Below are 23016 nucleotides of genomic sequence, written 5' to 3'. Positions count from 1 at the left end.
GCATATTCATAGGGTTAGCTCGAAAAAAGGTGTTGACACCCCTCCGGAATTCCGTAGAATGCCGCCTCACAGCAGGCACGTAGCTCAGTTGGTTAGAGCACCACCTTGACATGGTGGGGGTCGTTGGTTCGAGTCCAATCGCGCCTACCAAACAAAATCCGCTCTGCTGGGCGGTCTAGAAGGGCTCACCGAAAGGTGGGCCCTTTTTTGTTGTCTGTGATTTGCAAAACTTTTGCAAAACCCCACTCAAAACGCCAACCCGGCGCCCACCTCCAGGTACTCGATCTTCTTTTCGTCGTGCCCACTCCTGATAGTGCTTCACCGAACACACTGCTGAAGATCTGCTGAAGCACTGGGGGCGGTGGGTGGTATTGGGTTCGGGCGTGTCCTGCTGCGCATCTCGCGAAAACACTCTGCACAGGCCTTTTTATTCCTTCACTCCCATGCTGGGAGGATGCCGAGATGCCAAACCTGGCTACCAGGTTGGCAATGCTGGTGACCAGTCCCATTCGCCACATTTGCCCTTGCCAACATCGCCGCACAGATCGGCTCGAAACTGGACACCGTGGGCAAGACCGTTACTCTGCGTCACCCGAGGTTGACCCTCGAATCATCGAGTCGGTGGAGCGGGAGATCGCGCTTGCTCGAAATATTGCCGCCAGTTTTGGTGAGCAACTTCCGGAATTATTGGATGAGTACGTTGAGTCCATGCCTGGCTCATGGGGGAGGGGTATGGTTGCGGCCATTAATAAATGGAGGTGCGATGTGGTCGTACACGGAGTTGAATATCGGTTTTGCTGTGCTTCAAGCGTTGTTGAAGGTCACGATGGCCTTGCGATGGAATGCTGGAGAGGTAACAACGGGCTGTTGTTTGAAATCTTTCGAAACGACGAAACGACGAAACGCTTCGTTTTGAGGTCACCCTGTTCGTAGAGAATGTTCCGCTTGAGTTGCTTGAATACGCGGTCCCAATAGCCCGAGAGTGGTTAGGAGATTTTGTTCCCTATCCCTGATGCCGATTCCTTGCCGCAATAGCGGCTGACTTTGAAGGGGGGTACTGCTAGTCGTGACTTAGGATCGGCTCGAATCAACCGATATCAGGACTCGGATAGTGTTGGTAGCTCAATTAATCGATTGGGAGGCAGGGGGAATATGGAGCCGGAGAACCGCGTCCTGGTTTTTCTCAAGCAATTTCGGTATTTGATGCTGGCCCTGTTGATCGTAGCTTCTCTGACAAACGCTATTGTGCGCTTCGTAGGGGATTGGGGGCATTTCTGGGAGGCGCTGGCGCTACAGGCTTGGTTCGGTCAGGCAGTGTTTTCCTACCTTCGAGGAGGTAGGGTTGCCATTGGTCCTGGTGGCTTATCCAAAGATGCGAATCCCATAGGTAGGGCTGCTTTAGCTGCAACTGCGTTCGCGTTTTACCTATTGATGTTCACCTATGACGGATATAAACGCGACGACTCGATTTATGAAAGACGATCTTCGGACTGGACCATGCCTACTCGTGAGGAGATCGGTCGATCTTCTGAGCATAGGTGATTCATGTCGCCTCCCTTTGTTGATCCTCACCGGCTGGCGTGCAAACAAATGGCACCAGGAAATGGGGCTAGGATTAGCTATGGGGCATTCAATGAGGCAAGCGATATGGATACGTACATCGTTTCCACGGCACGGAAGGACCATGACGGCAAGTTTGTAGAGTTCGTATGGGTAAAGGTGGATGGGCACATGCAGGCTATCGGAGATAGCCAGGTCGTCAGTTTCGATCATGTTTGCGATGCGCTTGCTCGAGGCGATGAAGTTTTTGCTGGAGATGACTTCGGTGAAAACCGAGGCAGGGTATTTTTGGGAGTCAATGCCTCCGGCGAGAGGACTATAGAACTAGAGGCTCATGTATCCGAGCTTGAGCAAATTGGTGATCTCCCCAGGTTTTGATCGCCACAGATTTGGGCGTTTACGGGGAGGGCTCAGGGCTATCTCCAGTCAGGTATCTGCCTCGCCGGCTGACGTGATTTGTTGAAGTGGGGGCGTTGGCGCAAGAGCGAATTCGGTCATAAGTCATGATTTGCATGACTAGTGGCGACCAGGGTGGGCGTTGGTTTTGCCCTCTACGGATGTGTTGCAAACCCTGCTTATCTCAAGCCGTGAAAGGACGCTCTGCTGTGGTTCGATATTTTCTTCTTTTCTTGTTGTTTTCGATGGGCTCAGCATCAGCTTTCGAACTCGAACGAGCAGCCTACAGCTTTGCGCAGGAACTCGACGAGTGCGCTGCATATTATTTGGTCTGCGCTTCACTTGTTCGGGGGCAACAACCGGAGTTGGCTGAAAAAACAAACAAACAGCGGTGGATGCTTTGGGCTATTCCATGGCCATCACCGATAAGGCCGGGACTCGAGCCAGATCTCGAGCATCAATCATATCGATGCATAGCGACTTGAAAAGCGGCGCGGTGAGCCTTTCGACCCTCTCGGCCAAGTATGCAGATCAATGCGCTAAAATCATGGATAACCCAGTGGAGCGAGCGCACTACTGGCAACAAAAGCAAGATTGATCCTGCCATTTCCGTCGATACCTGATGCTACAGCGCCGAGCCGGCACTCAGGGTTGTGCGTCCCAACCGCTTTAACAGGCAGGGTTTAGGCATTTCGCCGATGGCGGCGCACTCATCCCGTATCTCCGCAAGTCCTTGCGCAAGGCTGCCCACGCAGAAGCCGGCCAGCGCTGCGACAACAACAAACACCAAGACGCGGTCTGTTGGCAGGGGTTGGTGTTTTATCCGCGACTCTGCACACTGGGCTCCATAGAGCAATAAATACGTCCCAACCATCAGGCCTGCACCCACAAGCGAGTAAAGGCCGAATGAAAATACACTTAACGCTTTTAAAACACCCACCGCACGTCTCCCTCGTTTGAAGTGCTCATGAATTGAACCACTCGGCCCCATGGTTTGCCACTCGACTCGTGCTGATTGTCTTTAGTGACCCAGGTTGTTTGAAATTCGGGCGTAAGATAGCAGTGCTACCTCACCAAAAGGAGCCGCATATGATCGCCGACGAAATGAAAAGGCAGGCATTTGAAGGCAGGGCTGTTTGGGATCAGTACTTCTGCGCTGCGTTGATTGCCGAAAGCAACCTGACGGCCCCGGTCGTAGGAGGGGCTACTCATGAGGACAGGCAGAACCTGTTGATTGAAAGGGCTAAGGCTCTCGCCGACAAGATGATGGACAACAGAAAATAACTTGAGCCCAGCCTTTGCGCTGGGCTCCTTGTTTCTGGCTATCTCAACGACAGGCGTTGGGTGTTCTGAGTCAGGCGACCAGGTCTACCTTTCCGCTCGCCAGGCGATAGATGCCGCCCACTATTTTCAACGTACCTTTGCTGAGGGCATCAGTCAGAATGGGTGAGGCGTTTTTGAGTTTGTTGACCGAGTCTTTGACATTTTGCGCTACAGCGTTGGCAGGAAGACTCCCTGATTCTTTTAGCACTTTCTCGATAGAAGCCTTGAGTGCATCAGTCAGTTTTGGGATGTGGCCGGGGAAAACGGTTTGATCTTTTACTGCTTTTATACCTGCATTGATAGCGCCGCAGTCTTCATGCCCGAGCACGAGAATCAGCGGTGAGCCGAGCACCGCGATTGCGTACTCAAGGCTTGCCAGGCCTTCATCAGTAACGAAGTTACCGGCGACACGTATGGAGAAAAGATCTCCGCGTGCAGTGTCGAAAGCGTACTCGGGGGCGATGCGAGAGTCAGAGCAACTGAGCACCGACACAAACGGGTTCTGGCCTGAGACCAAGGCTTCTCGTTCGGCTTTGAAGTCATGCGTCTTGGAAGTGCCCGAAACATACCGTTCGTTTCCCTCAATAAGCCTTTGAAGGGCCATGTCGGGGTTGATTGCGTTTTGCGGTTTTGGGGGTGGCGCCGTTTTCTCCGCAGCGTGGAGGAGTTGGCCAGGCAAGGCGCCAGCCAACAACAGTGCTCCTGCGCTAAGTCCGGCAAGCTGAAGGAACTTACGGCGGCCACTCGTTTTTTGAAGCGGATTTGAATCACATGATTCACACATGGCTTGTGTACTCAGGTGAATTGGGAGGGGGGGCTTGCTGTCAAAAGCGAGCAGAAACCTTCAGCTCTTGATGGATGGAGTCTAGACGGTCTGTGACGTTATGTTTCTGGCGTCATATTCAGGCCTGCGGGTATGGCGGGTGATGGCTTGTTTCAACTGGAACTTTCCAAGGATCCATACAAAAATTGTGGATATTTAATGGGTTACGATATTTTTTAACCAACTAGTGACCTAAAATATATTGTTACAAGTAAGTCGTTGGGATATTATCGCCCCGCGTTCACCACCACGGTTTATGCATTTTTAAGTCCCAAGCTTCCATCAGCTGCTTGGGATTTTTTTTGCCTGAGATTTGTCCCGCACCTTCGAACTGCTGTTGCGCCTATCCCCGGCAGCAACGCTATTTGACGATCCATTGACTCAATCCCTGATAAAGCGCCCTGCGCTCAAATCGGGCAAGTCCCGGTTTTTTGGGCTACTACTGACTGGCTAAACTCAAACTGACGGGGGTATATCAATGCTGGTTCATTGGTCACTTGCAGCAATTCACCTGCTGGCTTTTGCGCTGGGCTTCTGGGCGGTTTTGACCCGAGGGACGGCGTTCAGTCGCTTGGCGGCCGGGACGGGGGAGGTGCGTCGCGTACTGATGGCCGATAACCTATGGGGGATCAGCGCAGTCATCCTCTTGGTTAGCGGTGGAATGCGGGCCTTTGGCGGATACGAGAAAGGCACCGATTATTACCTGCACCAGCCACTGTTTCATCTCAAGATGACGCTCTTCGTGCTTATCCTGCTGCTAGAAGTCGCACCCATGGTGACACTGATCAAATGGCGAATTGCGCTTGGCCGTGGTGCGGCGATCGATGCCGGGCGCGCAAAACTGTTTGCCCGTTTCAGTCACATCGAAGCGCTGCTGGTGTTGCTGATGGTCATTGCTGCGACGGGTATGGCGCGCGGGGTGACGTTAGGTTAAGCGGGTGCGATCAGGTCCTTCCTCGGGTTTATTCAGAAATGTCTGACAGCCATGGCATGTGACATGCCGGTAGTATCGACGTCTTGCCGGGAGGGGAGAGGGTGAGCAATTAAACGGCGGGCACTACAGCGCCCGAATCTTTAGCCAGCCGATGTTCAGGGCGAACGGGCTGGCTACTGACTGCAACAGGATTCAGGGAGTTTGTGGCTTGTCTGGCGCGGTGAGGCCAGCCTGAATGCGCTGATAGATTTCTTCACGATGCACTGCAACGTCTTTCGGAGCGTTGATGCCAATCCTGACTTGCTGGCCGCTCACGCCCAGGATGGTGATCGTAATGTCGTCACCGATGTTTATGCTTTCACCGACTTTGCGGGTGAGTATCAGCATGGTCTTCTCCTTGATTGCTTTGTAGGGCACCTGATTCGAACAGTGCAGAGGTCGGTGTTATGTATAGATTAGTGCGAAGTCTCACGGTTTGGGTGCCTCTTTCTGACGCGCAGATGCTGCATTAATTCCCAAGGCGTAACTATACAGAGGCTGCCATCATCATTCTCGTTGTTTTGAGTCCATTTTGCGGCACTCGAGAAGTATTCATGGGTGTTAAAATCGCCGCTTTCGGCATTCAGAGGGAACCGTTGTGCGCAAAATGGTCTTGGTATTCGCTGTACTGGCGTTGGCTGGGTGCGGTGAGGGTAAGGGGGTTGACGCTCAAAAGCCTAAGCCGGCAGTCGTTTCCGCTCCAGTAACGGCTACCGGGCCGCAATGGGATCTCGAGGTGCGAGGCGAAACAACCCAGGCTGTCAGCGATCTGAGCGGCTGGTTGATCGAGCATAGCTTCGTTTCCAACGTCATCATGGAAAATGGCAAGACGCGCATTCTGATGGGGCCATTCAGTTCGAAAGCCGAGGCCGAGGCCAAGCAGTCAGAGGTGGCGGCGGCGCTGGTTCGGGCCAAGAAGCAGAACATCGAATTGCTGGTGCTTGAGCATCCTTTGGCTCAGTGACAGTGGCAGATAGAAATAAAAAAGGCCTCGGGTATTACACCGAGGCCTTTTGTTTTTCAGCGGCTATCAACCGCAGGCTTTCATGTCCACCGGCCCGACAAACTCATTGCCGCGACCCATGACGCACGCCACGCTTTGGTTGCGCTGACGTTCCCAGGCTTCCACCGGATAGGTCTTGTTCCAGGCTTCGTACAGTTGGCGATCCTGTTTCGACAGGCTCAAGCCGTATTGCTTGCTCATGTAAAAATAAGTCCGGGCGATCATGCCGCGAATGGATGGGCGGGGCATGACCTTCTTTGCCTTGAAGTCGACTTGGGTCAAGCACGAGCCATATTGACCGGTCTGCACCGGCAACCAACCAAAACTGAAGTTATTGCGATCGCCATTCACTTCGCCAATGCTCGGCACCAGGTTGTGCAAATCGGCTTCGGCCTTCTGGTAAGCCGGATCGTAACGGGTGCAGTTCTTGCGTCCGCCTTCCTGCCAGCACTGGCGCTGATGGCCGATCTGCCACGCCGGGACAATGTGCTCCCACTCGATGCGAGCCGCGCGTTTGGCATTTTTGCGTGGCACATAACCACAGGCCGCCAGGTTCACCTTGTTGCCGGTGTATTTGCAACCGCAATAAAACTCGGTGGATTGCGGTGCGTACAGCTTCCAGGCGACTTTTTTGGCTTCATTGAAAGTGCGTGGGGCGGCGGCCTGGGCGCCGAAGGTGATGAACAAAAACAGCAAAGCAAACCAGCGGACGCTCATTGACTCAATCTTCCTTCGGTACAACCCAGAAAATCTGCACACCGCCATCGTCGCGATAGGCGAGGGTGACGTTGTCGTTCTCGTCGATTTCTTCGAGCAATTGCTCCCACTCATCCACGGGTTCATCCGGCAGGCGGAAGATCAGTGCGGCTTTGGCTTTTTGAGCGGTGGGGGAATTGATGATTTTCTGAACGCGCATGCCCATGCGTTCATAGGTGCCAGGAGAGGTGGAGGTGGTAGCCACGGGATTATCCTTATTAAGCTGTACGTGCATACAGTATTTAACTGTAAGCATTTTCGCAACTGCTTAAAATTCAAGAAAATCCTCTGACAGTGGTTTTTTCCATTTGGTGTAGGAAGAGGGAAATTTTTTTGTCGGCGTTTTGCGGAGGGCGTTAACCACTCGTCAACGCTGACGAGTGGTGAATAAAGTGCCCGACCAGAACCGGTCGGGCGAGGGCGAATCAATATTCCCAGAACATCCGTTGCAGCTCTTTGCTGTCGTTGGTCTTGGTCAGTGCAACCATGGCCAGGATGCGGGCTTTTTGCGGGTTCAAATCGTGCGCGACAACCCAGTCGTATTTGTCGTCAGGCTGTTCGGCGTTACGCAGGACGAAACCGCCAGCGTTCACGTGAGACGAACGAATGATTTGAACGCCGTCCTTGCGCAGGGCTTGCAGGGCTGGAACCACGCGAGAGGAAACCGAACCATTGCCAGTACCGGCATGGATGATTGCTTTGGCGCCGGACTGTGCCAGTGCCTTGTAGGCCGTGTCGCTGACGTTGCCGTAGGAATAGGCGATTTCTACGTCAGGCAGGCTCTTGATGGTTTTGATGTCGAATTCCGAATCCATGGTGTGACGCTTGGCCGGCAGGCGGAACCAGTAGGACTTGCCTTCAACCACCATGCCCAACGGACCCCAGGCACTTTTAAACGCTTCCGTCTTGATGTTGATCATCTTGCTGACGTCGCGACCCGACTGGATCTCGTCGTTCATGGTCACCAGGACGCCTTTGCCGCGCGCTTCTTTGCTGCTGGCGACGGCGACGGCGTTATACAGGTTCAACATGCCGTCGGCCGACATCGCAGTGCCTGGACGCATGGAGCCGACGACGATGATCGGCTTGTCGGTTTTTTCCACCAGGTTCAGGAAGTAAGCGGTTTCTTCCAGGGTGTCGGTGCCGTGGGTGATCACGATGCCATCGACGTCTTTGCTGTCGGCCAGTTCGGCCACGCGACGGCCCAACTGAAGCAGGTTGTCATTGGTGATGCTTTCCGAGGCGATCTGCATGACTTGCTCGCCACGAACATTAGCCAATTGGCTCAGTTCCGGAACGCCGGCAATCAACTGTTCGATGCCAACTTTTGCCGCTTGGTAAGTTGCGCTGTTCGCGGCGCTCGCGCCTGCGCCGGCAATGGTGCCGCCGGTGGCCAGGATGACCACGTTCGCCAACTTCTGTTTGGTTTCGACTTCTTTTGCTTGAAGGGCAGCAGGCAGGAGGAGCAAGAGGGCCAAAGCGCCCGGAATAAAAGTATTGAAAGCAGATTTCATTATTTTCTCTCTAGTAGTGAGACGGTGCTGATGCAAGTTCATCTAGATGCGCCCCCGGCAGATCTGAACGCCGGGGGTATGGGTGAAGAGCAGGATCTGTACCAGTCAAACGTCGATAGAAAAAAATATCTAACCTTATGATTTATATAGGTAATTGTTTTTAGTCTGATGCATGTTAAACGTCATGTTGTCCGGGTTTCCGAATGTGGTGTGCGTTTGCGTTCGGCTCTCCGAAAATGCCTACGACTTTTGCTGGCAAGTTCGCCTTGCCAGATCTGCAATCAGTGCTAAAGAAAACCTTGTGCAGGTCGATGGCCCTGAAAGGTTATTTTTCTTACAGGAGTTAACGTGTCCTTCTCTATCGGTTTTCCAAATGCAGGCGCGATCACCATCGGTGGCAAATCCCCGTCAACGATCAATGCCTTGAGCGAAGCGACGGCAGATGCCTCGACAGCGGTTCTGGATAAGGACGAGGGCCGCGACAACCAGGTTCGAACCGGTGGCGGAGCGCAGGGCGCCGAAGCCAGGTCCGAAGGCGGCAGCACCCAAAGTATTGCGGTGCAAACGCTGCTCAAGCGTATGCAGGAACTGCAACAGCAACTGCGCGAACAACAGCAGCAATTGGCCGCCGCTCAGGCAGCGACTTATCCGACGCCGGAAGCCAAGGCCACAGCGGTCATGTCGATCCAGGGACAGATCGCCGACACCACCGGAGCGCTGTCACAAGTGACGGGTAATCTGGTGAAAGAGCTGGCCAAGGACTCCAGTACGGGTGGCCTGATCAGCACCACTGCGTAACGTGGAGGGGGAGGTTTTGTTTGCGAAGACGCCAAACAGCTCGTTGACAAATCCTGGCAGGATTCGCATAGTTCGGTCTACGCAAACGTTTGCGCGACCCTGTTCGCAGTCTGACTCCTGACGATTGGGGTCCAGGCGTTACTCCAGCGCAAGCACTGCTCACAATAATCATAAGATCGGAGTGAACCCATGAAGCTGCCATTCGCTGGACGTCTTCTTGCTGTCGCTATGCTGGCTGTCGCATCCGCTGCACTGCCTGTCTCATCGGCATTCGCCGAGTCTCCTGAAAAACCCAAAGTCGCGCTGGTCATGAAGTCCCTGGCCAACGAATTCTTCCTGACCATGGAAGATGGCGCCAAGGCCTACCAGAAAGACCATTCCGGCGAATTCGAGTTGATCTCCAACGGCATCAAAGACGAAACGGATACCGCTGGCCAGACACGCATCGTCGAGCAAATGATCCTGGCTAAAGTCAATGCGCTGGTCATCGCTCCGGCGGATTCCAAAGCCATGGTTCCGGTGATCAAGAAAGCCATCGATGCCGGCATTACCGTGATCAACATCGACAACCAACTGGATCCTGCTGTCCTCAAAAGCAAGAGCATGACAGTGCCGTTCGTGGGCCCGGATAACCGCAAAGGCGCGCGTCTGGTCGGCGAGTACCTGGCCAAGCAACTGAAGGCCGGTGACGAAGTCGGCATCATCGAAGGCGTGTCCACCACCACCAACGCCCAGGCCCGTACCGCTGGTTTCAAAGATGCGATGGAAGCGGCGCAGATCAAAGTCGTTTCACTGCAGTCTGGCGACTGGGAGATCGACAAGGGCAACAAGGTTGCCGCCTCGATCCTCAGCGAGTACCCGGATGTCAAAGCCCTGCTGGCCGGTAACGACAGCATGGCCGTCGGTGCCGTTTCCGCCGTGCGTGCAGCGGGCAAGGCCGGCAAGGTGCAAGTGGTCGGTTACGACAACATCAACGCCATCAAGCCGATGCTCAAGGACGGTCGCGTTCTGGCGACCGCCGACCAGTTTGCAGCCAGGCAAGCGGTGTTCGGTATCGAGACTGCGCTGAAGATCATCAAGGGCGAGACGGTTGACAGCGGCACCAACGGCGTGATTGAAACCCCGGTAGAACTGGTTACCAAGTAGGCCTTCTGGCGACACAACGGTGCTCGCCCGTCGGGGCGGGCACATGGAGAGTTTTATGTCCGTTTGCGCCCCGAACGCTGTCCTCTCGGTCAGCGGTATCGGCAAGACCTACGCTCAACCTGTCCTGACCGGCATTGACCTGACGCTGATACGCGGCGAAGTGCTGGCGCTGACCGGCGAGAATGGCGCGGGTAAAAGCACGCTGTCGAAGATCATTGGCGGGCTGGTGACGCCGACCACTGGCCAGATGCAGTTTCAGGGGCAGGATTACCGCCCCGGCAGTCGGACCCAGGCCGAAGACCTGGGCATCCGCATGGTCATGCAGGAACTCAATCTGTTGCCGACACTGTCGGTGGCGGAAAACCTGTTTCTCGATAATTTGCCCAGTACCGGTGGCTGGATCAGTCGCAAGCAACTGCGCAAGGCGGCGATCGAGGCCATGGCCCAGGTCGGCCTCGATGCGATCGATCCGGACACTCTGGTCGGCGACCTCGGTATTGGTCACCAGCAAATGGTCGAGATTGCCCGCAACCTGATTGGCGACTGCCATGTACTGATCCTCGACGAGCCGACGGCCATGCTGACGGCGCGCGAAGTCGAGATGCTGTTCGAGCAAATCACCCGCCTTCAATCGCGAGGCGTGTCGATCATCTATATCTCTCACCGCCTCGAAGAGTTGGCGCGGGTCGCCCAGCGCATTGCGGTTTTGCGCGACGGCAACCTGGTCTGCGTCGAGCCGATGGCCAATTACAACAGCGAGCAATTGGTCACCCTGATGGTCGGTCGCGAGCTCGGCGAACACATGGACATGGGGCCACGCAAGATCGGCGCTCCCGCGTTGACGGTCAAGGGCCTGACCCGCTCCGATAAGGTTCGCGATGTGTCCTTCGAAGTTCGCGCTGGCGAAATCTACGGTATCTCCGGATTGATCGGGGCAGGGCGCACCGAGTTGCTGCGTCTGATCTTCGGTGCCGATACCGCCGACAGTGGCACGATCGCGTTGGGGTCACCGGCCCAAGTGGTGAGTATCCGTTCGCCGGCCGATGCGGTGAGTCACGGCATCGCTCTGATCACCGAAGACCGCAAGGGCGAAGGCTTGCTGCTGACCCAGTCGATCAGCGCCAACATTGCCATGGGCAACATGCCGGTGATTTCCAGTGCTGGTTTCGTCAACAACGCAGACGAGATGTCTTTGGCCCAGCGTCAGATCGACGCCATGCGTATTCGCAGCTCGAGCCCGACGCAACTTGTCTCCGAGCTGTCCGGTGGCAACCAGCAAAAGGTCGTGATCGGCCGTTGGCTGGAGCGTGACTGCTCGGTGATGTTGTTCGATGAGCCAACCCGTGGCATCGATGTCGGCGCCAAGTTCGACATATACAGTTTGCTTGGCGAGTTGACTCGACAGGGCAAGGCGCTGGTGGTGGTGTCCAGCGACCTGCGCGAGCTGATGCTGATTTGCGACCGGATCGGCGTGCTGTCGGCGGGGCGCCTGATCGACACGTTCGAGCGTGACCGCTGGACCCAGGATGACTTGCTTGCCGCCGCTTTTGCCGGCTACCAAAAACGTGATGCGCTGCTCAATGAAGCGGCGCCTAGGGACCTTCCATGAAAACTGCATCTTCTGCCAGCAAACGTAGTGGCAATTTCTACGGTCTGGGCACCTATCTGGGCCTGGCCGGTGCCTTGCTGGCGATGATTGCGCTGTTCTCGGTATTGAGCAGCCACTTTCTGTCTTATGACACTTTCAGCACGCTGGCCAACCAGATTCCCGATTTGATGGTGCTGGCGGTCGGCATGACTTTCGTGTTGATTATCGGTGGCATCGACCTGTCGGTCGGCTCGGTGTTGGCACTGGCGGCTTCAACCGTCAGTGTGGCGATTCTCGGCTGGGGCTGGAGCGTTCTGCCGGCGGCACTGCTTGGAATGGCGGCGGCAGCATTGGCCGGGACCATCACCGGTTCGATCACCGTGGCCTGGCGGATACCTTCGTTCATTGTGTCTTTGGGTGTGCTGGAAATGGCCCGGGGCGTGGCCTATCAGATGACCGGTTCACGCACGGCCTACATCGGAGATGCCTTCGCCTGGCTGTCCAACCCGATTGCCTTCGGCATCTCGCCGTCGTTCATCATCGCCTTGCTGATTATCTTCGTTGCCCAAGCCGTGTTGACCCGTACGGTGTTCGGTCGTTACCTGATCGGCATTGGCACCAATGAAGAAGCGGTGCGTCTGGCCGGGATCAATCCAAAACCTTACAAGGTGCTGGTGTTCAGCCTGATGGGGCTATTGGCCGGTATTGCTGCGCTGTTTCAGATCTCCCGGCTGGAAGCGGCAGATCCGAATGCCGGCTCCGGGTTGGAGTTACAGGTTATCGCTGCCGTTGTTATCGGCGGCACCAGTTTGATGGGAGGACGTGGCTCTGTGATCAGCACGTTCTTCGGGGTCCTGATCATATCCGTATTGGCGGCCGGTCTGGCGCAGATCGGTGCGACCGAGCCTACCAAGCGCATCATCACCGGCGCAGTCATTGTTGTGGCGGTGGTGCTGGATACTTATCGCAGTCAACGCGCAAGCCGGCGGACCTGAATCATGGCAACGATCAAGGATGTAGCCGCACTGGCGGGCATTTCCTACACCACGGTGTCCCATGTGGTGAACAAGACCCGACCGGTCAGCGAAGAAGTGCGGGTCAAGGTCGAGGCGGCAATCAAAACCCTGGATTACGTGCCGAGTGCCGTCGCCCGCTCGCTGAAAGCCAAGACCACCGCCACCATCGGTTTGTTGGTTCCTAACAGCCTCAACCCGTACTTCGCCGAGTTGGCGCGAGGCATCGAAGACTACTGCGAGCGCAAGGGTTATTGCGTAATCCTGTGCAACTCCGATGACAACCCGGACAAGCAACGCAGCTACCTGCGTGTGTTGCTGGAAAAGCGTATTGACGGTTTGATCGTGGCGTCGGCGGGTGGCGATGCGGGGTTGGCGCAAGGCCTGGCCGGCGTGCGTACGCCGATGGTCATCGTCGACCGCGGGCTGGAGGGTGTGAATGTCGATCTGGTACGCATCGACCACGAATACGGCGCCTATCTGGCCACGCGACATTTGCTGGAACTGGGGCATCGGGACATCGCCACCATCGGCGGCCCTTCGGGCACCAGTGTGGCGCAAATGCGTCTGGCCGGTTATTGCCGTGCCTTGCACGAGGCGGGCGTCGAAGTGAATCCCGAGCGCATGCTGGAAAGCGATTTCACCAGCACCGGGGGATACAGCGCGGCCGCGATTTTGCTGGAGCGCAATGCTCCCAGTGCGATCTTCGCCGGCAACGACATGATCGGCATCGGTGTGTTGCGAGCGGCTGCCGAGCGCAACATTCGCGTACCCACTGAATTGTCGGTGATCGGCTTCGACGATATCCAGATGAGCCGTTACGTTTACCCGGCGTTGACCACGGTGGGGCAGTCGATCCTGCAGCTCGGTGAGATGGCGGCGGAAGTGCTTTTGCGCAGGATCGCCACCCCGGATATGGCCACTGATCAACGAATTGTGACGCCGAGTATTGTCTTGAGAGAGTCGACTGCGCCGCTCGCCGGTGTGTTCGTCCAGTACCGTTGAAATAGAAAAGCCGCTAAACCAAAAGCACCGCCGATACAGTGAGTAGCAATGTATGCCAGCAAAAGTAGTGGTGATAGGCAGCCTGAACATGGACCTGGTAACCCGGGCGCCAAGGTTGCCGCGTGGCGGTGAAACGCTGATCGGTCAGTCGTTTGCCACTGTATCCGGTGGCAAGGGCGCCAATCAGGCCGTCGCAGCAGCCCGGTTGGGCGCCGAGGTGTCGATGGTCGGTTGCGTGGGCAACGATGCCTATGGCGCAGAACTGCGCGGAGCGCTGTTGGCCGAGGGCATCGATTGTCAGGCCGTCAGCACGGTCGAAGATTCCAGCGGCGTCGCATTGATCGTGGTCGATGACAACAGTCAAAACGCTATTGTCATTGTCGCGGGTGCCAACGGATCGCTGACGCCGCAAGTCATCGACCGTTTTGACGCCGTGTTGCAGGCGGCGGATGTGATTATTTGTCAGCTGGAAGTACCGGATGCAACGGTGGGCCATGCCCTCAAGCGGGGCCGTGAGCTGGGCAAGACCGTCATTCTCAACCCTGCGCCCGCCAGCCGCCCATTGCCGGCTGACTGGTTTGCCGCCATCGATTACCTGATCCCCAACGAAAGCGAAGCTTGCGTCCTGAGTGGTATGCCGGTGGATTCCCTGGCGTCGGCTGAAGCCGCTGCGACCCGATTGGTTGCCATGGGGGCCGGTAAGGTGATTATCACTTTGGGCGCCCAGGGCTCGCTGTTCGCCGATGGCTCGCGCCTGGAGCATTTTCCCGCACCGAAGGTGAAGGCAGTCGATACCACAGCCGCCGGGGACACCTTCGTCGGTGGTTTTGCCGCCGCATTGGCCGCTGGAAGCAGCGAAGCCGAAGCGATCCGGTTCGGTCAGGTCGCAGCGGCCTTGTCGGTCACCCGGGCTGGCGCACAACCTTCGATTCCCACGTTGTCTGACGTACAGGCGTTCAAAGCACCATGAAAAAAACACCGCTGCTCAATATCGCGCTGTCTCGGTTGATCGCCTCCCTGGGGCACGGCGACATGGTCGTCATCGGCGATGCCGGTCTGCCGGTGCCATCAGGCGTCGAACTGATTGATTTGGCGCTGACTCAAGGGATTCCGGATTTCATCAGTACCTTGAAGGTTGTGCTGAGCGAAATGCAGGTCGAAAGGCATGTGCTGGCCCAAGAGATCCTGAGCGAGCAGCCGCCAGCATTGAGTGTGCTGGACGAACTGAATGCCGAAGGTCAGCTGGGTTCGCGCGAGTTGCTCAGTCATGACCAGTTCAAGGTCCTCAGCCGACAGGCACGGGCGATTGTTCGTACAGGAGAATGTGCGCCGTACTGCAACATCGTGTTGGTGTCGGGAGTGACATTCTAACGCTGCCTACATTCGTTTCCCCCAAGCACAAGGAGTGCGACATGAACCGCTATGCTGAGAAACTGCACCATCTGCTCCGGAGTCTGCTGCTTTTGTCCCTGATTACTGCAACGAGCGCCCAGGCGGCGGACAAGATCGACTTGATCATCGACACCGATCCGGGCGCCGACGATGTGGTCGCTTTGCTGTTCGCCCTGGCATCACCCGAAGAACTGAACATTCGTGCGCTGACCACCGTGGCCGGCAATGTGCGACTGGACAAGACATCGCGTAACGCGCGACTGGCACGTGAATGGGCGGGGCGCGAAGATGTGCCGGTGTATGCAGGAGCGCCGAGGCCCCTGATACGTGCCCCGATCTATGCCGAGGACATTCATGGCAAGGAAGGGCTGTCGGGTATCACCGTTCATGAGCCGAAGAAAGGCCTGGCTGATGGCAATGCAGTCAATTACCTGATTGATACCTTGAGGGCTGCCAAGCCCCACAGCATCACCATCGCGATGCTCGGTCCACAGACTAATCTGGCCCTGGCGCTGATCCAGGAACCTGGAATCGTTCAGGGCATCAAGGAGGTGGTGGTCATGGGTGGTGCGCATTTCAACGGTGGCAACATTACGCCGGTGGCCGAGTTCAACTTGTTCGCCGACCCGCAGGCCGCCGAAGTCGTATTGAAAAGTGGCGTGAAGCTGACCTATCTATCGCTGGACGTGACCCATAAAATCCTCACCAGCGAATCGCGCCTGAAGCAAATTGCCGCGCTGAACAATAATGCCAGCAAGCTGGTGGGCGATATTCTCAACGAATACATCAAAGGCGATATGGAGCACTACGGCATTGCGGGTGGCCCAGTGCACGACGCGACCGTCATCGCCTACCTGCTCAAGCCCGAACTGTTTAGCGGTCGCTCAGTCAACGTGGTTGTTGATAGTCGCGACGGCCCGACCTTTGGCCAAACCATTGTCGACTGGTATGACGGACTGAAAGCGCCGAAGAATGCTTTTTGGGTCGAAAGTGGCGACGCTCAGGGTTTCTTCGACTTGCTGACTCAGCGCCTGGCTCGTCTGAAGTAAAACCACCCGCCCGCAGGTGCCAGCCTGCGGGTTTTACGCCCGTCCTGCCTCTGCCGCGGCCTTTTGGTCCGCCAGGTGTTTTTCGAAAATCTGTTCGATGAAAGACTGTGCGGCCTCAGTCCCCAAGTCCCTGACGAGCAGGTCGATGCCGATAATGGCGAGTTCTTCCGTACTGCTTGGGCTGTAAGAGCTGTGCCCGTCTTGCCACTTGGCTTTGATGTCGGCGTCGATGCTTACGGTGGTCATGATGGCACTCGTTAAGTCGGGAAAGTCTGAATGTCGAGTTAACCATTTTTGCGCGGTGTTTGGCACTCCGACTTAGGCATGAGGGGAGGGCTATGCGACACTTGGTTTTTGGCGAATTTTCAAGGACCGCGCTGTGCAGATCGATTTGAACACTCCTGACGGTTTAACCCTTGAGGCGGTACGCCAGTTATTGGCATCCGCCAGTGACGACGAGCACACTCAGTTGCGGGTTACCAAGGGCGGTATCGCCTACATTTCTTCCGGCGTTGTCGGCGGCACTGATATCGACGGGCTGAGATTTCGGCTGGAGACGTGGGCTAAAGGCTCGGGATATGTAGGCTTGGTCGCAGCCAGTGACGAGGTCTGGGTCATGCAGATCTTCAATGCGCTGAAAGACAACTGGCCGAACCCACCGTATGACTACATCGACGTTTATTAAGCGCTATTAATATTCAGTCACGATTGAGTGCTAAAGGGCAGGGCAATGCTCAGGCAAACTCAGCGCTCGTCTGAAATGGGGGCGGGGTGATGGCATTCACCTTGAAACCAATCGCCAGAACGGCGGTCGCACGATCTCAGCTTAACTATTAAAAAAGGAGGTTTCATGCCTTGGAAGCTCGCGTCATTGGGTGCCTTGTTGGCCGCTACTCTGCTGGCAGGTTGCAGCAGCACGTCGCCTGAGTCGGCAACGGACCCTGTAACGACGACTGACACGGGTCATAGCCGCTGTGAAGCAAAGGCTGCCGAATTCACCTTTGGCAAACCAGCCTCACCGCAACTGCTGGAACAGGCGCGCACTCGCGCAGGCGCACAGAACGCGCGGTTCCTGATGCCGACCGATATGGTCACTCTGGAGTACCGCTCTGACCGCTTGAACCTGAACACCGATGCCAATCGGGTGGTCACTCGCGTCAACTGCGGCTGATCGCACCAGGCTTTTGTTTCGCCCATAAAAAMCCCCGCCACATGGACGGGGTTTTTTTAGTGCGGCTGAAAATTACTCAGCGCGGACTTGTGCAGCTTGCATACCCTTTTGGCCTTTCTCAGCCACGAAGGAAACGGTCTGGCCTTCTTTCAGGCTTTTGAAACCGTCGCTTTCGATAGCTTTGAAGTGTACGAACAGGTCGTCACCGCCACCTTGAGGAGTGATGAAGCCGAAGCCTTTTTCATCGTTGAACCATTTAACGGTGCCGGTTTGGCGATTAGACATGGTGTATCTCCAAGAAACATATATTTTCAGTAGTGCTGTGCTGCTCAGGCCAACTGGGCACACCCGAGTATCATAGTCGAAATGTTCGCTTTGGGAGCCCCCCGGACGTGCTGTTTGCCTTGCTGTCGAGTGTTCTTTGGTGCTTCATGTGGCTGAAAGCCCCGATTTAAAAGGCTTTCAGCCGAAAGTAAAGACGATAAAAAAAGCTGTAAAACCTTGAAAAATGTCTGACAAAGCGGCATTTAGGCTCATTTTTTGGTCATTGCAGCTGAAAAAATGAATGCGTGAGGCCTATTTTTTCGCGCCGGTATCGACCCTGCAGGTGGCGATTTTATGCATGGCCTCATTCCCCAGTTCTTGACTTGCTTTGCCATCCATCAACGCCTGAAGGTCTTTGGCTGGATAGGATTTGAGCTGATCGGCGCCGCAAGCACAGACGGCTTTGGCCTTCGCATCACCGATTTTTTGCGCCGCTGCAGGGACGCATTGCGCCATGTATTTCTCGCGCTCGCCCTTTGGCCAGTCGGCATGGGCGGCCAATGGCAACAGCAGAATGAAGGGGGCGGCTACGGCGAACAAACGGTTCAGACGCATGCTGGGATGCTCCTTGTGAGTCAATGACTTGTTATCTGAGGGGCAAAGCGGTGTTCAGTTCAGCACTCTGGCATAAAAATGCCCAATGTGCCTGCGCACAAAGTCTGCTTGCATCGACGACCGTTCATCTGTGCTAGCATGCCACGCTCGGGCGTTTGCAAGCTCCGGATGACCTTCAGTCCCGGTGGCGGCAACTGCGCGAATAACCCTGATTTGAATCCCAGTCACTCTGGTTCGGTTTTCCGGTTGGCCGCAAGGCTCCTGCCGCTGTAAGGCAGGCGTTCGTCATTGAATGGCCTGGATCGGATCTTGTACTGGCTCATCCCAACCCACGTGACCTTTGGTAGGGGTCACCACTAGGAGAGGAGGCGCCATGCCAACTATTACTCTTCCCGACGGCAGTCAACGTTCATTCGATCACCCAGTTTCCGTAGCCGAGGTCGCCGCATCCATTGGTGCAGGTCTGGCCAAGGCCACCGTGGCCGGCAAGGTCAATGGCAAGCTGGTCGACGCCAGCGACATCATCGACAGCGATTCCACGCTGCAAATCATTACGCCAAAGGATGAAGAGGGGCTGGAGATCATTCGCCACTCTTGCGCCCACCTGGTTGGCCACGCGGTCAAGCAGTTGTACCCGACCGCCAAAATGGTGATCGGGCCGGTCATTGACGAAGGCTTCTATTACGACATCGCCTTCGAGCGTCCTTTTACTCCGGACGACCTGGCCGCCATCGAACAGCGCATGCAACAGCTGATCGAAAAAGATTACGACGTGATCAAGAAAGTCACTCCGCGCGCCGAAGTGATCGAAGTGTTCAAGGCCCGCGGTGAAGACTACAAACTGCGCCTGGTCGAGGACATGCCGAACGAACAGGCCATGGGTCTGTACTATCACGAAGAATACGTCGACATGTGCCGCGGTCCGCACGTGCCGAACACGCGCTTCCTGAAGTCCTTCAAGCTGACCAAGCTGTCCGGCGCCTACTGGCGTGGAGATGCCAAGAACGAGCAATTGCAGCGCGTTTACGGCACCGCGTGGGCAGACAAGAAGCAACTGGCGGCTTACATCCAGCGCATCGAAGAAGCTGAAAAGCGTGATCACCGCAAGATCGGCAAGCGCCTGGGCCTGTTCCACACCCAGGAAGAGTCACCGGGCATGGTGTTCTGGCACCCGAACGGCTGGACGCTGTATCAAGTGCTTGAGCAGTACATGCGCAAGGTTCAGCGCGATCACGGTTATCTGGAGATCAAGACTCCACAAGTCGTTGACCGTAGCCTGTGGGAGAAATCCGGGCATTGGGCCAACTACGCCGACAACATGTTCACCACCCAGTCGGAAAACCGCGACTACGCCATCAAGCCGATGAATTGCCCTTGCCACGTGCAAGTGTTCAATCAGGGCCTGAAAAGCTACCGCGAGTTGCCGATGCGCCTGGCCGAATTCGGTGCCTGCCACCGTAACGAGCCATCGGGTGCATTGCACGGCATCATGCGCGTACGTGCATTCACTCAGGACGACGCTCATATTTTCTGTACAGAAGAGCAAATGCAGGCTGAGTCGGCTGCGTTCATCAAGCTGACCATGGGCGTTTACGCCGATTTCGGCTTTAAAGACGTCGAGATGAAGCTGTCCACTCGTCCGGAAAAACGCGTTGGTTCCGACGAATTGTGGGATCGCGCCGAAGCTGCGTTGGCTGCAGCCCTTGATAGCGCTGGCCTGCCGTACGATTTGCAGCCGGGCGAAGGTGCGTTCTACGGTCCGAAGATCGAGTTCTCGCTGAAAGATTGCCTCGGTCGCGTCTGGCAGTGTGGTACCCTTCAGCTCGATTTTAACCTGCCTGTCCGTCTGGGAGCCGAATACGTCTCCGAAGACAACAGTCGCAAGCACCCGGTAATGTTGCACCGGGCGATCCTGGGTTCCTTCGAACGTTTCGTCGGAATTCTGATCGAGCACTACGAAGGGGCATTCCCCGCGTGGCTGGCGCCGACCCAGGCAGTGATCATGAATATCACTGATAAACAGGCTGATTTCGCCGCCGAAGTTGAAAAAACTCTCAACGAAAGCGGGTTTCGTGCCAAGTCTGACTTGAGAAATGAAAAGATCGGCTTTAAAATCCGCGAGCATACTTTGCTCAAGGTTCCCTATCTCTTGGTTATCGGAGATCGGGAAGTCGAGATGCAGACTGTCGCTGTGCGTACTCGTGAAGGTGCTGACCTGGGCTCGATGCCCGTCGCCCAGTTCGCTGAGTTTCTCGCGCAAGCGGTTTCCCGGCGTGGTCGCCCAGATTCGGAGTAATTATTATTAAGCGTGAAATGAGACAAGATAAACGAGCTGCACCGAAAGCCCCGATCAACGAGAATATCTCGGCACGCGAGGTTCGGTTAATTGGGGCTGAGGGTGAGCAGCTTGGGATTGTGTCAATTGAAGACGCGCTTCTTAAGGCTGAAGAGGCCAAGCTGGATTTGGTGGAGATTTCCGCCGATGCAGTACCCCCTGTTTGCAAGCTGATGGACTACGGCAAGTCGATCTTCGAGAAGAAGAAGCAGATTGCTGCGGCCAAGAAAAACCAGAAGCAGATTCAGGTTAAAGAAATCAAGTTTCGTCCAGGGACGGAGGAAGGGGATTACCAGGTAAAACTGCGCAACCTGGTACGTTTCCTGAGTGATGGGGACAGGGCCAAGGTATCCTTGCGATTCCGCGGCCGTGAGATGGCCCACCAGGAGCTGGGGATGGAACTCCTCAAGCGAGTTGAAGGTGACTTGCTCGAGTACGGTTCGGTCGAACAGCATCCTAAGATGGAAGGACGCCAGCTGATCATGGTCATCGCCCCGAAAAAGAAGAAGTAATCAACAGGGCACGGCAGGCCTTCTGATTATGTTTATCAACTGAATGCGGAGTATCCGAACATGCCAAAAATGAAGACCAAAAGTGGTGCTGCTAAGCGGTTTCTGAAAACTGCTAACGGTATCAAGCACAAGCACGCTTTCAAGAGCCACATCCTGACTAAAATGTCGACCAAGCGTAAGCGTCAACTGCGCGGTAGCAGCTTGCTGCATCCGTCTGACGTGGCAAAAGTCGAGCGCATGCTGCGCCTTCGTTAATTTTAGTCAAGAATAGAGGAAGTAACTCATGGCTCGTGTAAAGCGTGGCGTCATTGCCCGTAAACGTCACAAAAAAATTCTGAAACTTGCTAAAGGCTACTACGGCGCTCGCTCGCGCGTATTCCGTGTTGCCAAGCAAGCGGTAATCAAGGCAGGCCAATACGCCTACCGTGACCGTCGTCAGAAAAAACGTCAGTTCCGCGCTCTGTGGATCGCTCGTATCAACGCTGGTGCACGTATCAACGGTCTGTCCTACAGCCGTTTCATCGCCGGCCTGAAAAAAGCGTCCATCGAGATCGACCGTAAGGTTCTGGCTGATCTGGCAGTGAACGAAAAAGCGGCGTTTGCTGCGATTGTCGAGAAAGCTAAAGCCACCTTGGCTTAAGTACCCCCGACAGTCACCCGGCCTCACCTCTGTGGGGCCAGGTGTTAAACGTCATAAATAGGGGAAGAGCCTTCAAGCTCTTCCCCTATTTTGTATCTGGAGTCTGTACATGGAAAACCTGGACGCGCTCGTCTCTCAAGCACTAGAGGCTGTGCAAAGCGCTGAAGATATCAATGCCCTGGAGCAAATCCGGGTTCACTACCTTGGCAAAAAGGGTGAATTGACTCAGGTGATGAAGACCCTGGGGAATTTGCCGGCAGAAGAGCGTCCGCAAGTCGGTGCGCTGATCAACGTTGCCAAGGAGCGTGTCACAGAGGTTCTCAATGCGCGCAAGGCACTGTTTGAAGAGGCTGATCTAGCCGCCAAACTGTCCGCCGAGTCGATTGACGTGACCCTGCCTGGCCGCGGCCAGACCTCCGGTGGTCTGCATCCGGTTACCCGCACTCTGGAACGTATCGAACAGTTCTTCACCCATATAGGCTACGGCATCGCCGAAGGCCCTGAGGTCGAAGACGATTATCACAACTTCGAAGCACTCAACATCCCAGGCCATCACCCGGCCCGGTCGATGCATGACACCTTCTATTTCAATGCAAACATGTTGCTGCGCACCCATACCTCGCCGGTACAGGTCCGCACCATGGAATCAAAACAGCCGCCGATCCGCATCGTCTGCCCAGGCCGTGTGTACCGTAGCGACTCGGATATCACCCACTCGCCGATGTTCCACCAGGTCGAAGGCCTGCTGGTCGATCGCGATATCAACTTCGCCGACCTGAAAGGGACTATCGAAGAATTCCTGCGCGTGTTCTTCGAAAAAGAACTGGCCGTGCGTTTCCGCCCATCCTACTTCCCGTTCACCGAGCCATCCGCAGAAGTCGACATGGAATGCGTGATGTGCAGCGGTAAAGGCTGCCGTGTCTGCAAGCAGACGGGCTGGCTGGAAGTGATGGGCTGCGGCATGGTTCACCCGAACGTGTTGCGTATGTCCGGGATCGACCCGGAAGAGTTTTCGGGCTTTGCCTTCGGCATGGGCGTTGAGCGTCTAGCCATGCTGCGTTACGGCGTGAACGACTTGCGTCTGTTCTTCGACAACGACTTGCGGTTCCTCGCGCAATTTCGCTAGTCGTAACGAATTCT

Annotated in this window: 29 protein-coding genes and 1 tRNA gene; 21 read left to right on the top strand and 9 right to left on the bottom strand. The window is 55.8% G+C overall.

Annotated features, from left to right (window positions below):
• Positions 1-73 precede the first annotated feature (73 nt).
• The 3 genes from BMS17_RS04465 to BMS17_RS04440 all read left to right on the top strand — a co-directional run bounded on the left by BMS17_RS04465 (position 74) and on the right by BMS17_RS04440 (position 1938).
• A tRNA-Val gene (locus BMS17_RS04465) sits at positions 74-150 on the top strand.
• Between the two features lie 1002 nt (positions 151-1152).
• Positions 1153-1542, top strand: coding sequence for a hypothetical protein (locus BMS17_RS04445; protein WP_077430517.1), 390 nt, complete (start codon positions 1153-1155; stop codon positions 1540-1542).
• 105 nt (positions 1543-1647) lie between these two features.
• A complete protein-coding gene (locus BMS17_RS04440; protein WP_077430516.1) occupies positions 1648-1938 on the top strand; it encodes a hypothetical protein in 291 nt (96 codons plus the stop codon).
• A gap of 643 nt (positions 1939-2581) precedes the next feature.
• Here BMS17_RS04440 and BMS17_RS04435 read toward each other — a convergent pair.
• The gene (locus BMS17_RS04435; protein WP_046028258.1) at positions 2582-2896 is read right to left on the bottom strand and encodes a hypothetical protein; all 315 of its coding nucleotides are present in this window, start codon (positions 2894-2896) and stop codon (positions 2582-2584) included.
• Between the two features lie 149 nt (positions 2897-3045).
• Here BMS17_RS04435 and BMS17_RS04430 point away from each other — a divergent pair, with 149 nt between their 5' ends.
• Positions 3046-3240, top strand: a complete 195-nt coding sequence (locus BMS17_RS04430) for a hypothetical protein (RefSeq protein ID WP_046028257.1) — start codon at positions 3046-3048, stop codon at positions 3238-3240.
• A gap of 70 nt (positions 3241-3310) precedes the next feature.
• Here BMS17_RS04430 and BMS17_RS04425 read toward each other — a convergent pair whose 3' ends face one another.
• The gene (locus BMS17_RS04425) at positions 3311-4063 is read right to left on the bottom strand and encodes a carbonic anhydrase (protein ID WP_046028255.1); all 753 of its coding nucleotides are present in this window, start codon (positions 4061-4063) and stop codon (positions 3311-3313) included.
• Positions 4064-4580: 517 nt separating this feature from the next.
• Here BMS17_RS04425 and BMS17_RS04420 point away from each other — a divergent pair.
• Positions 4581-5036, top strand: a complete 456-nt coding sequence (locus tag BMS17_RS04420; protein ID WP_046028254.1) for a DUF2214 family protein — start codon at positions 4581-4583, stop codon at positions 5034-5036.
• A gap of 192 nt (positions 5037-5228) precedes the next feature.
• On the opposite strand, the gene csrA is transcribed toward BMS17_RS04420, so the two are convergent.
• A complete protein-coding gene (csrA, locus tag BMS17_RS04415) occupies positions 5229-5423 on the bottom strand; it encodes a carbon storage regulator CsrA (protein ID WP_007938114.1) in 195 nt (64 codons plus the stop codon).
• A gap of 250 nt (positions 5424-5673) precedes the next feature.
• Here csrA and BMS17_RS04410 point away from each other — a divergent pair, with 250 nt between their 5' ends.
• Entirely contained in the window at positions 5674-6039 is a 366-nt protein-coding gene (locus BMS17_RS04410; RefSeq protein WP_046028252.1) for a sporulation protein, read from the top strand.
• A 66-nt stretch (positions 6040-6105) separates the two neighbouring features.
• On the opposite strand, the gene BMS17_RS04405 is transcribed toward BMS17_RS04410, so the two are convergent.
• From BMS17_RS04405 to BMS17_RS04395, 3 genes are all read right to left on the bottom strand, one after another.
• Positions 6106-6795: an endonuclease gene (locus BMS17_RS04405; RefSeq protein WP_046028251.1), complete on the bottom strand. Its 690-nt coding sequence runs from the start codon at positions 6793-6795 to the stop codon at positions 6106-6108.
• A gap of 4 nt (positions 6796-6799) precedes the next feature.
• Entirely contained in the window at positions 6800-7090 is a 291-nt protein-coding gene (locus tag BMS17_RS04400; protein WP_046028250.1) for a DUF1654 domain-containing protein, read from the bottom strand.
• Between the two features lie 169 nt (positions 7091-7259).
• The gene (locus BMS17_RS04395) at positions 7260-8348 is read right to left on the bottom strand and encodes an asparaginase (protein ID WP_046028247.1); all 1089 of its coding nucleotides are present in this window, start codon (positions 8346-8348) and stop codon (positions 7260-7262) included.
• 348 nt (positions 8349-8696) lie between these two features.
• Here BMS17_RS04395 and BMS17_RS04390 point away from each other — a divergent pair, with 348 nt between their 5' ends.
• The 8 genes from BMS17_RS04390 to BMS17_RS04355 all read left to right on the top strand — a co-directional run bounded on the left by BMS17_RS04390 (position 8697) and on the right by BMS17_RS04355 (position 16339).
• Positions 8697-9146 (top strand): hypothetical protein, encoded by a 450-nt coding sequence (locus BMS17_RS04390; RefSeq protein WP_046028245.1) that lies wholly within the window; start codon positions 8697-8699, stop codon positions 9144-9146.
• A 189-nt stretch (positions 9147-9335) separates the two neighbouring features.
• Positions 9336-10292, top strand: coding sequence for a sugar ABC transporter substrate-binding protein (locus BMS17_RS04385; protein WP_077430515.1), 957 nt, complete (start codon positions 9336-9338; stop codon positions 10290-10292).
• 55 nt (positions 10293-10347) lie between these two features.
• Positions 10348-11901 (top strand): sugar ABC transporter ATP-binding protein, encoded by a 1554-nt coding sequence (locus BMS17_RS04380; protein ID WP_077430514.1) that lies wholly within the window; start codon positions 10348-10350, stop codon positions 11899-11901.
• The gene (locus BMS17_RS04375; protein WP_046028242.1) at positions 11898-12875 is read left to right on the top strand and encodes an ABC transporter permease; all 978 of its coding nucleotides are present in this window, start codon (positions 11898-11900) and stop codon (positions 12873-12875) included. The genes BMS17_RS04380 and BMS17_RS04375 overlap by 4 nt, the downstream gene beginning before the upstream one ends.
• Before the next feature lie 3 nt (positions 12876-12878).
• Entirely contained in the window at positions 12879-13898 is a 1020-nt protein-coding gene (locus tag BMS17_RS04370) for a LacI family DNA-binding transcriptional regulator (protein WP_046028241.1), read from the top strand.
• Positions 13899-13950: 52 nt separating this feature from the next.
• Entirely contained in the window at positions 13951-14868 is a 918-nt protein-coding gene (rbsK, locus tag BMS17_RS04365) for a ribokinase (RefSeq protein WP_077430513.1), read from the top strand.
• On the top strand, positions 14865-15269 hold the full coding sequence (rbsD, locus tag BMS17_RS04360; protein WP_077430512.1) for a D-ribose pyranase: 405 nt from the start codon (positions 14865-14867) through the stop codon (positions 15267-15269). The genes rbsK and rbsD overlap by 4 nt, the downstream gene beginning before the upstream one ends.
• Positions 15270-15310: 41 nt before the next feature.
• A complete protein-coding gene (locus tag BMS17_RS04355) occupies positions 15311-16339 on the top strand; it encodes a nucleoside hydrolase (protein ID WP_077430511.1) in 1029 nt (342 codons plus the stop codon).
• A gap of 33 nt (positions 16340-16372) precedes the next feature.
• Here the strand turns inward: BMS17_RS04355 and BMS17_RS04350 are convergent, their stop codons facing one another.
• Complete coding sequence (locus tag BMS17_RS04350; protein ID WP_046028234.1) at positions 16373-16585, bottom strand: hypothetical protein; 213 nt, start codon at positions 16583-16585, stop codon at positions 16373-16375.
• A gap of 133 nt (positions 16586-16718) precedes the next feature.
• Here BMS17_RS04350 and BMS17_RS04345 point away from each other — a divergent pair, with 133 nt between their 5' ends.
• Positions 16719-17024 carry a hypothetical protein gene (locus BMS17_RS04345; RefSeq protein ID WP_019649602.1) on the top strand — a complete coding sequence of 102 codons (306 nt, stop codon included), beginning with the start codon at positions 16719-16721 and terminating at the stop codon, positions 17022-17024.
• A gap of 165 nt (positions 17025-17189) precedes the next feature.
• On the top strand, positions 17190-17510 hold the full coding sequence (locus BMS17_RS04340) for an I78 family peptidase inhibitor (protein WP_077430510.1): 321 nt from the start codon (positions 17190-17192) through the stop codon (positions 17508-17510).
• A gap of 72 nt (positions 17511-17582) precedes the next feature.
• Here BMS17_RS04340 and BMS17_RS04335 read toward each other — a convergent pair whose 3' ends face one another.
• Both BMS17_RS04335 and BMS17_RS04330 read right to left on the bottom strand, forming a co-directional pair.
• A complete protein-coding gene (locus BMS17_RS04335; protein ID WP_007905882.1) occupies positions 17583-17795 on the bottom strand; it encodes a cold-shock protein in 213 nt (70 codons plus the stop codon).
• A 291-nt stretch (positions 17796-18086) separates the two neighbouring features.
• Positions 18087-18389: a hypothetical protein gene (locus BMS17_RS04330; protein ID WP_046028231.1), complete on the bottom strand. Its 303-nt coding sequence runs from the start codon at positions 18387-18389 to the stop codon at positions 18087-18089.
• A 373-nt stretch (positions 18390-18762) separates the two neighbouring features.
• Between BMS17_RS04330 and thrS the strand changes: the two genes are divergently transcribed.
• From thrS to pheS, 5 genes are all read left to right on the top strand, one after another.
• Positions 18763-20685 (top strand): threonine--tRNA ligase, encoded by a 1923-nt coding sequence (gene thrS, locus BMS17_RS04325; protein WP_077430509.1) that lies wholly within the window; start codon positions 18763-18765, stop codon positions 20683-20685.
• The gene (infC, locus tag BMS17_RS04320; RefSeq protein ID WP_172435341.1) at positions 20685-21236 is read left to right on the top strand and encodes a translation initiation factor IF-3; all 552 of its coding nucleotides are present in this window, start codon (positions 20685-20687) and stop codon (positions 21234-21236) included. The genes thrS and infC overlap by 1 nt, the downstream gene beginning before the upstream one ends.
• Positions 21237-21296: 60 nt before the next feature.
• Positions 21297-21491, top strand: a complete 195-nt coding sequence (rpmI, locus tag BMS17_RS04315) for a 50S ribosomal protein L35 (RefSeq protein WP_002553160.1) — start codon at positions 21297-21299, stop codon at positions 21489-21491.
• Positions 21492-21519: 28 nt separating this feature from the next.
• Positions 21520-21876, top strand: a complete 357-nt coding sequence (gene rplT, locus BMS17_RS04310) for a 50S ribosomal protein L20 (protein WP_007905879.1) — start codon at positions 21520-21522, stop codon at positions 21874-21876.
• Between the two features lie 109 nt (positions 21877-21985).
• Complete coding sequence (gene pheS / locus BMS17_RS04305; protein WP_007905876.1) at positions 21986-23002, top strand: phenylalanine--tRNA ligase subunit alpha; 1017 nt, start codon at positions 21986-21988, stop codon at positions 23000-23002.
• Positions 23003-23016: the final 14 nt, after the last annotated feature.

It is taken from the genome of Pseudomonas sp. C9 (assembly GCF_002000165.1).
Lineage (GTDB): Bacteria > Pseudomonadota > Gammaproteobacteria > Pseudomonadales > Pseudomonadaceae > Aquipseudomonas.
This window is presented reverse-complemented; position numbering and strand designations above follow the sequence as displayed.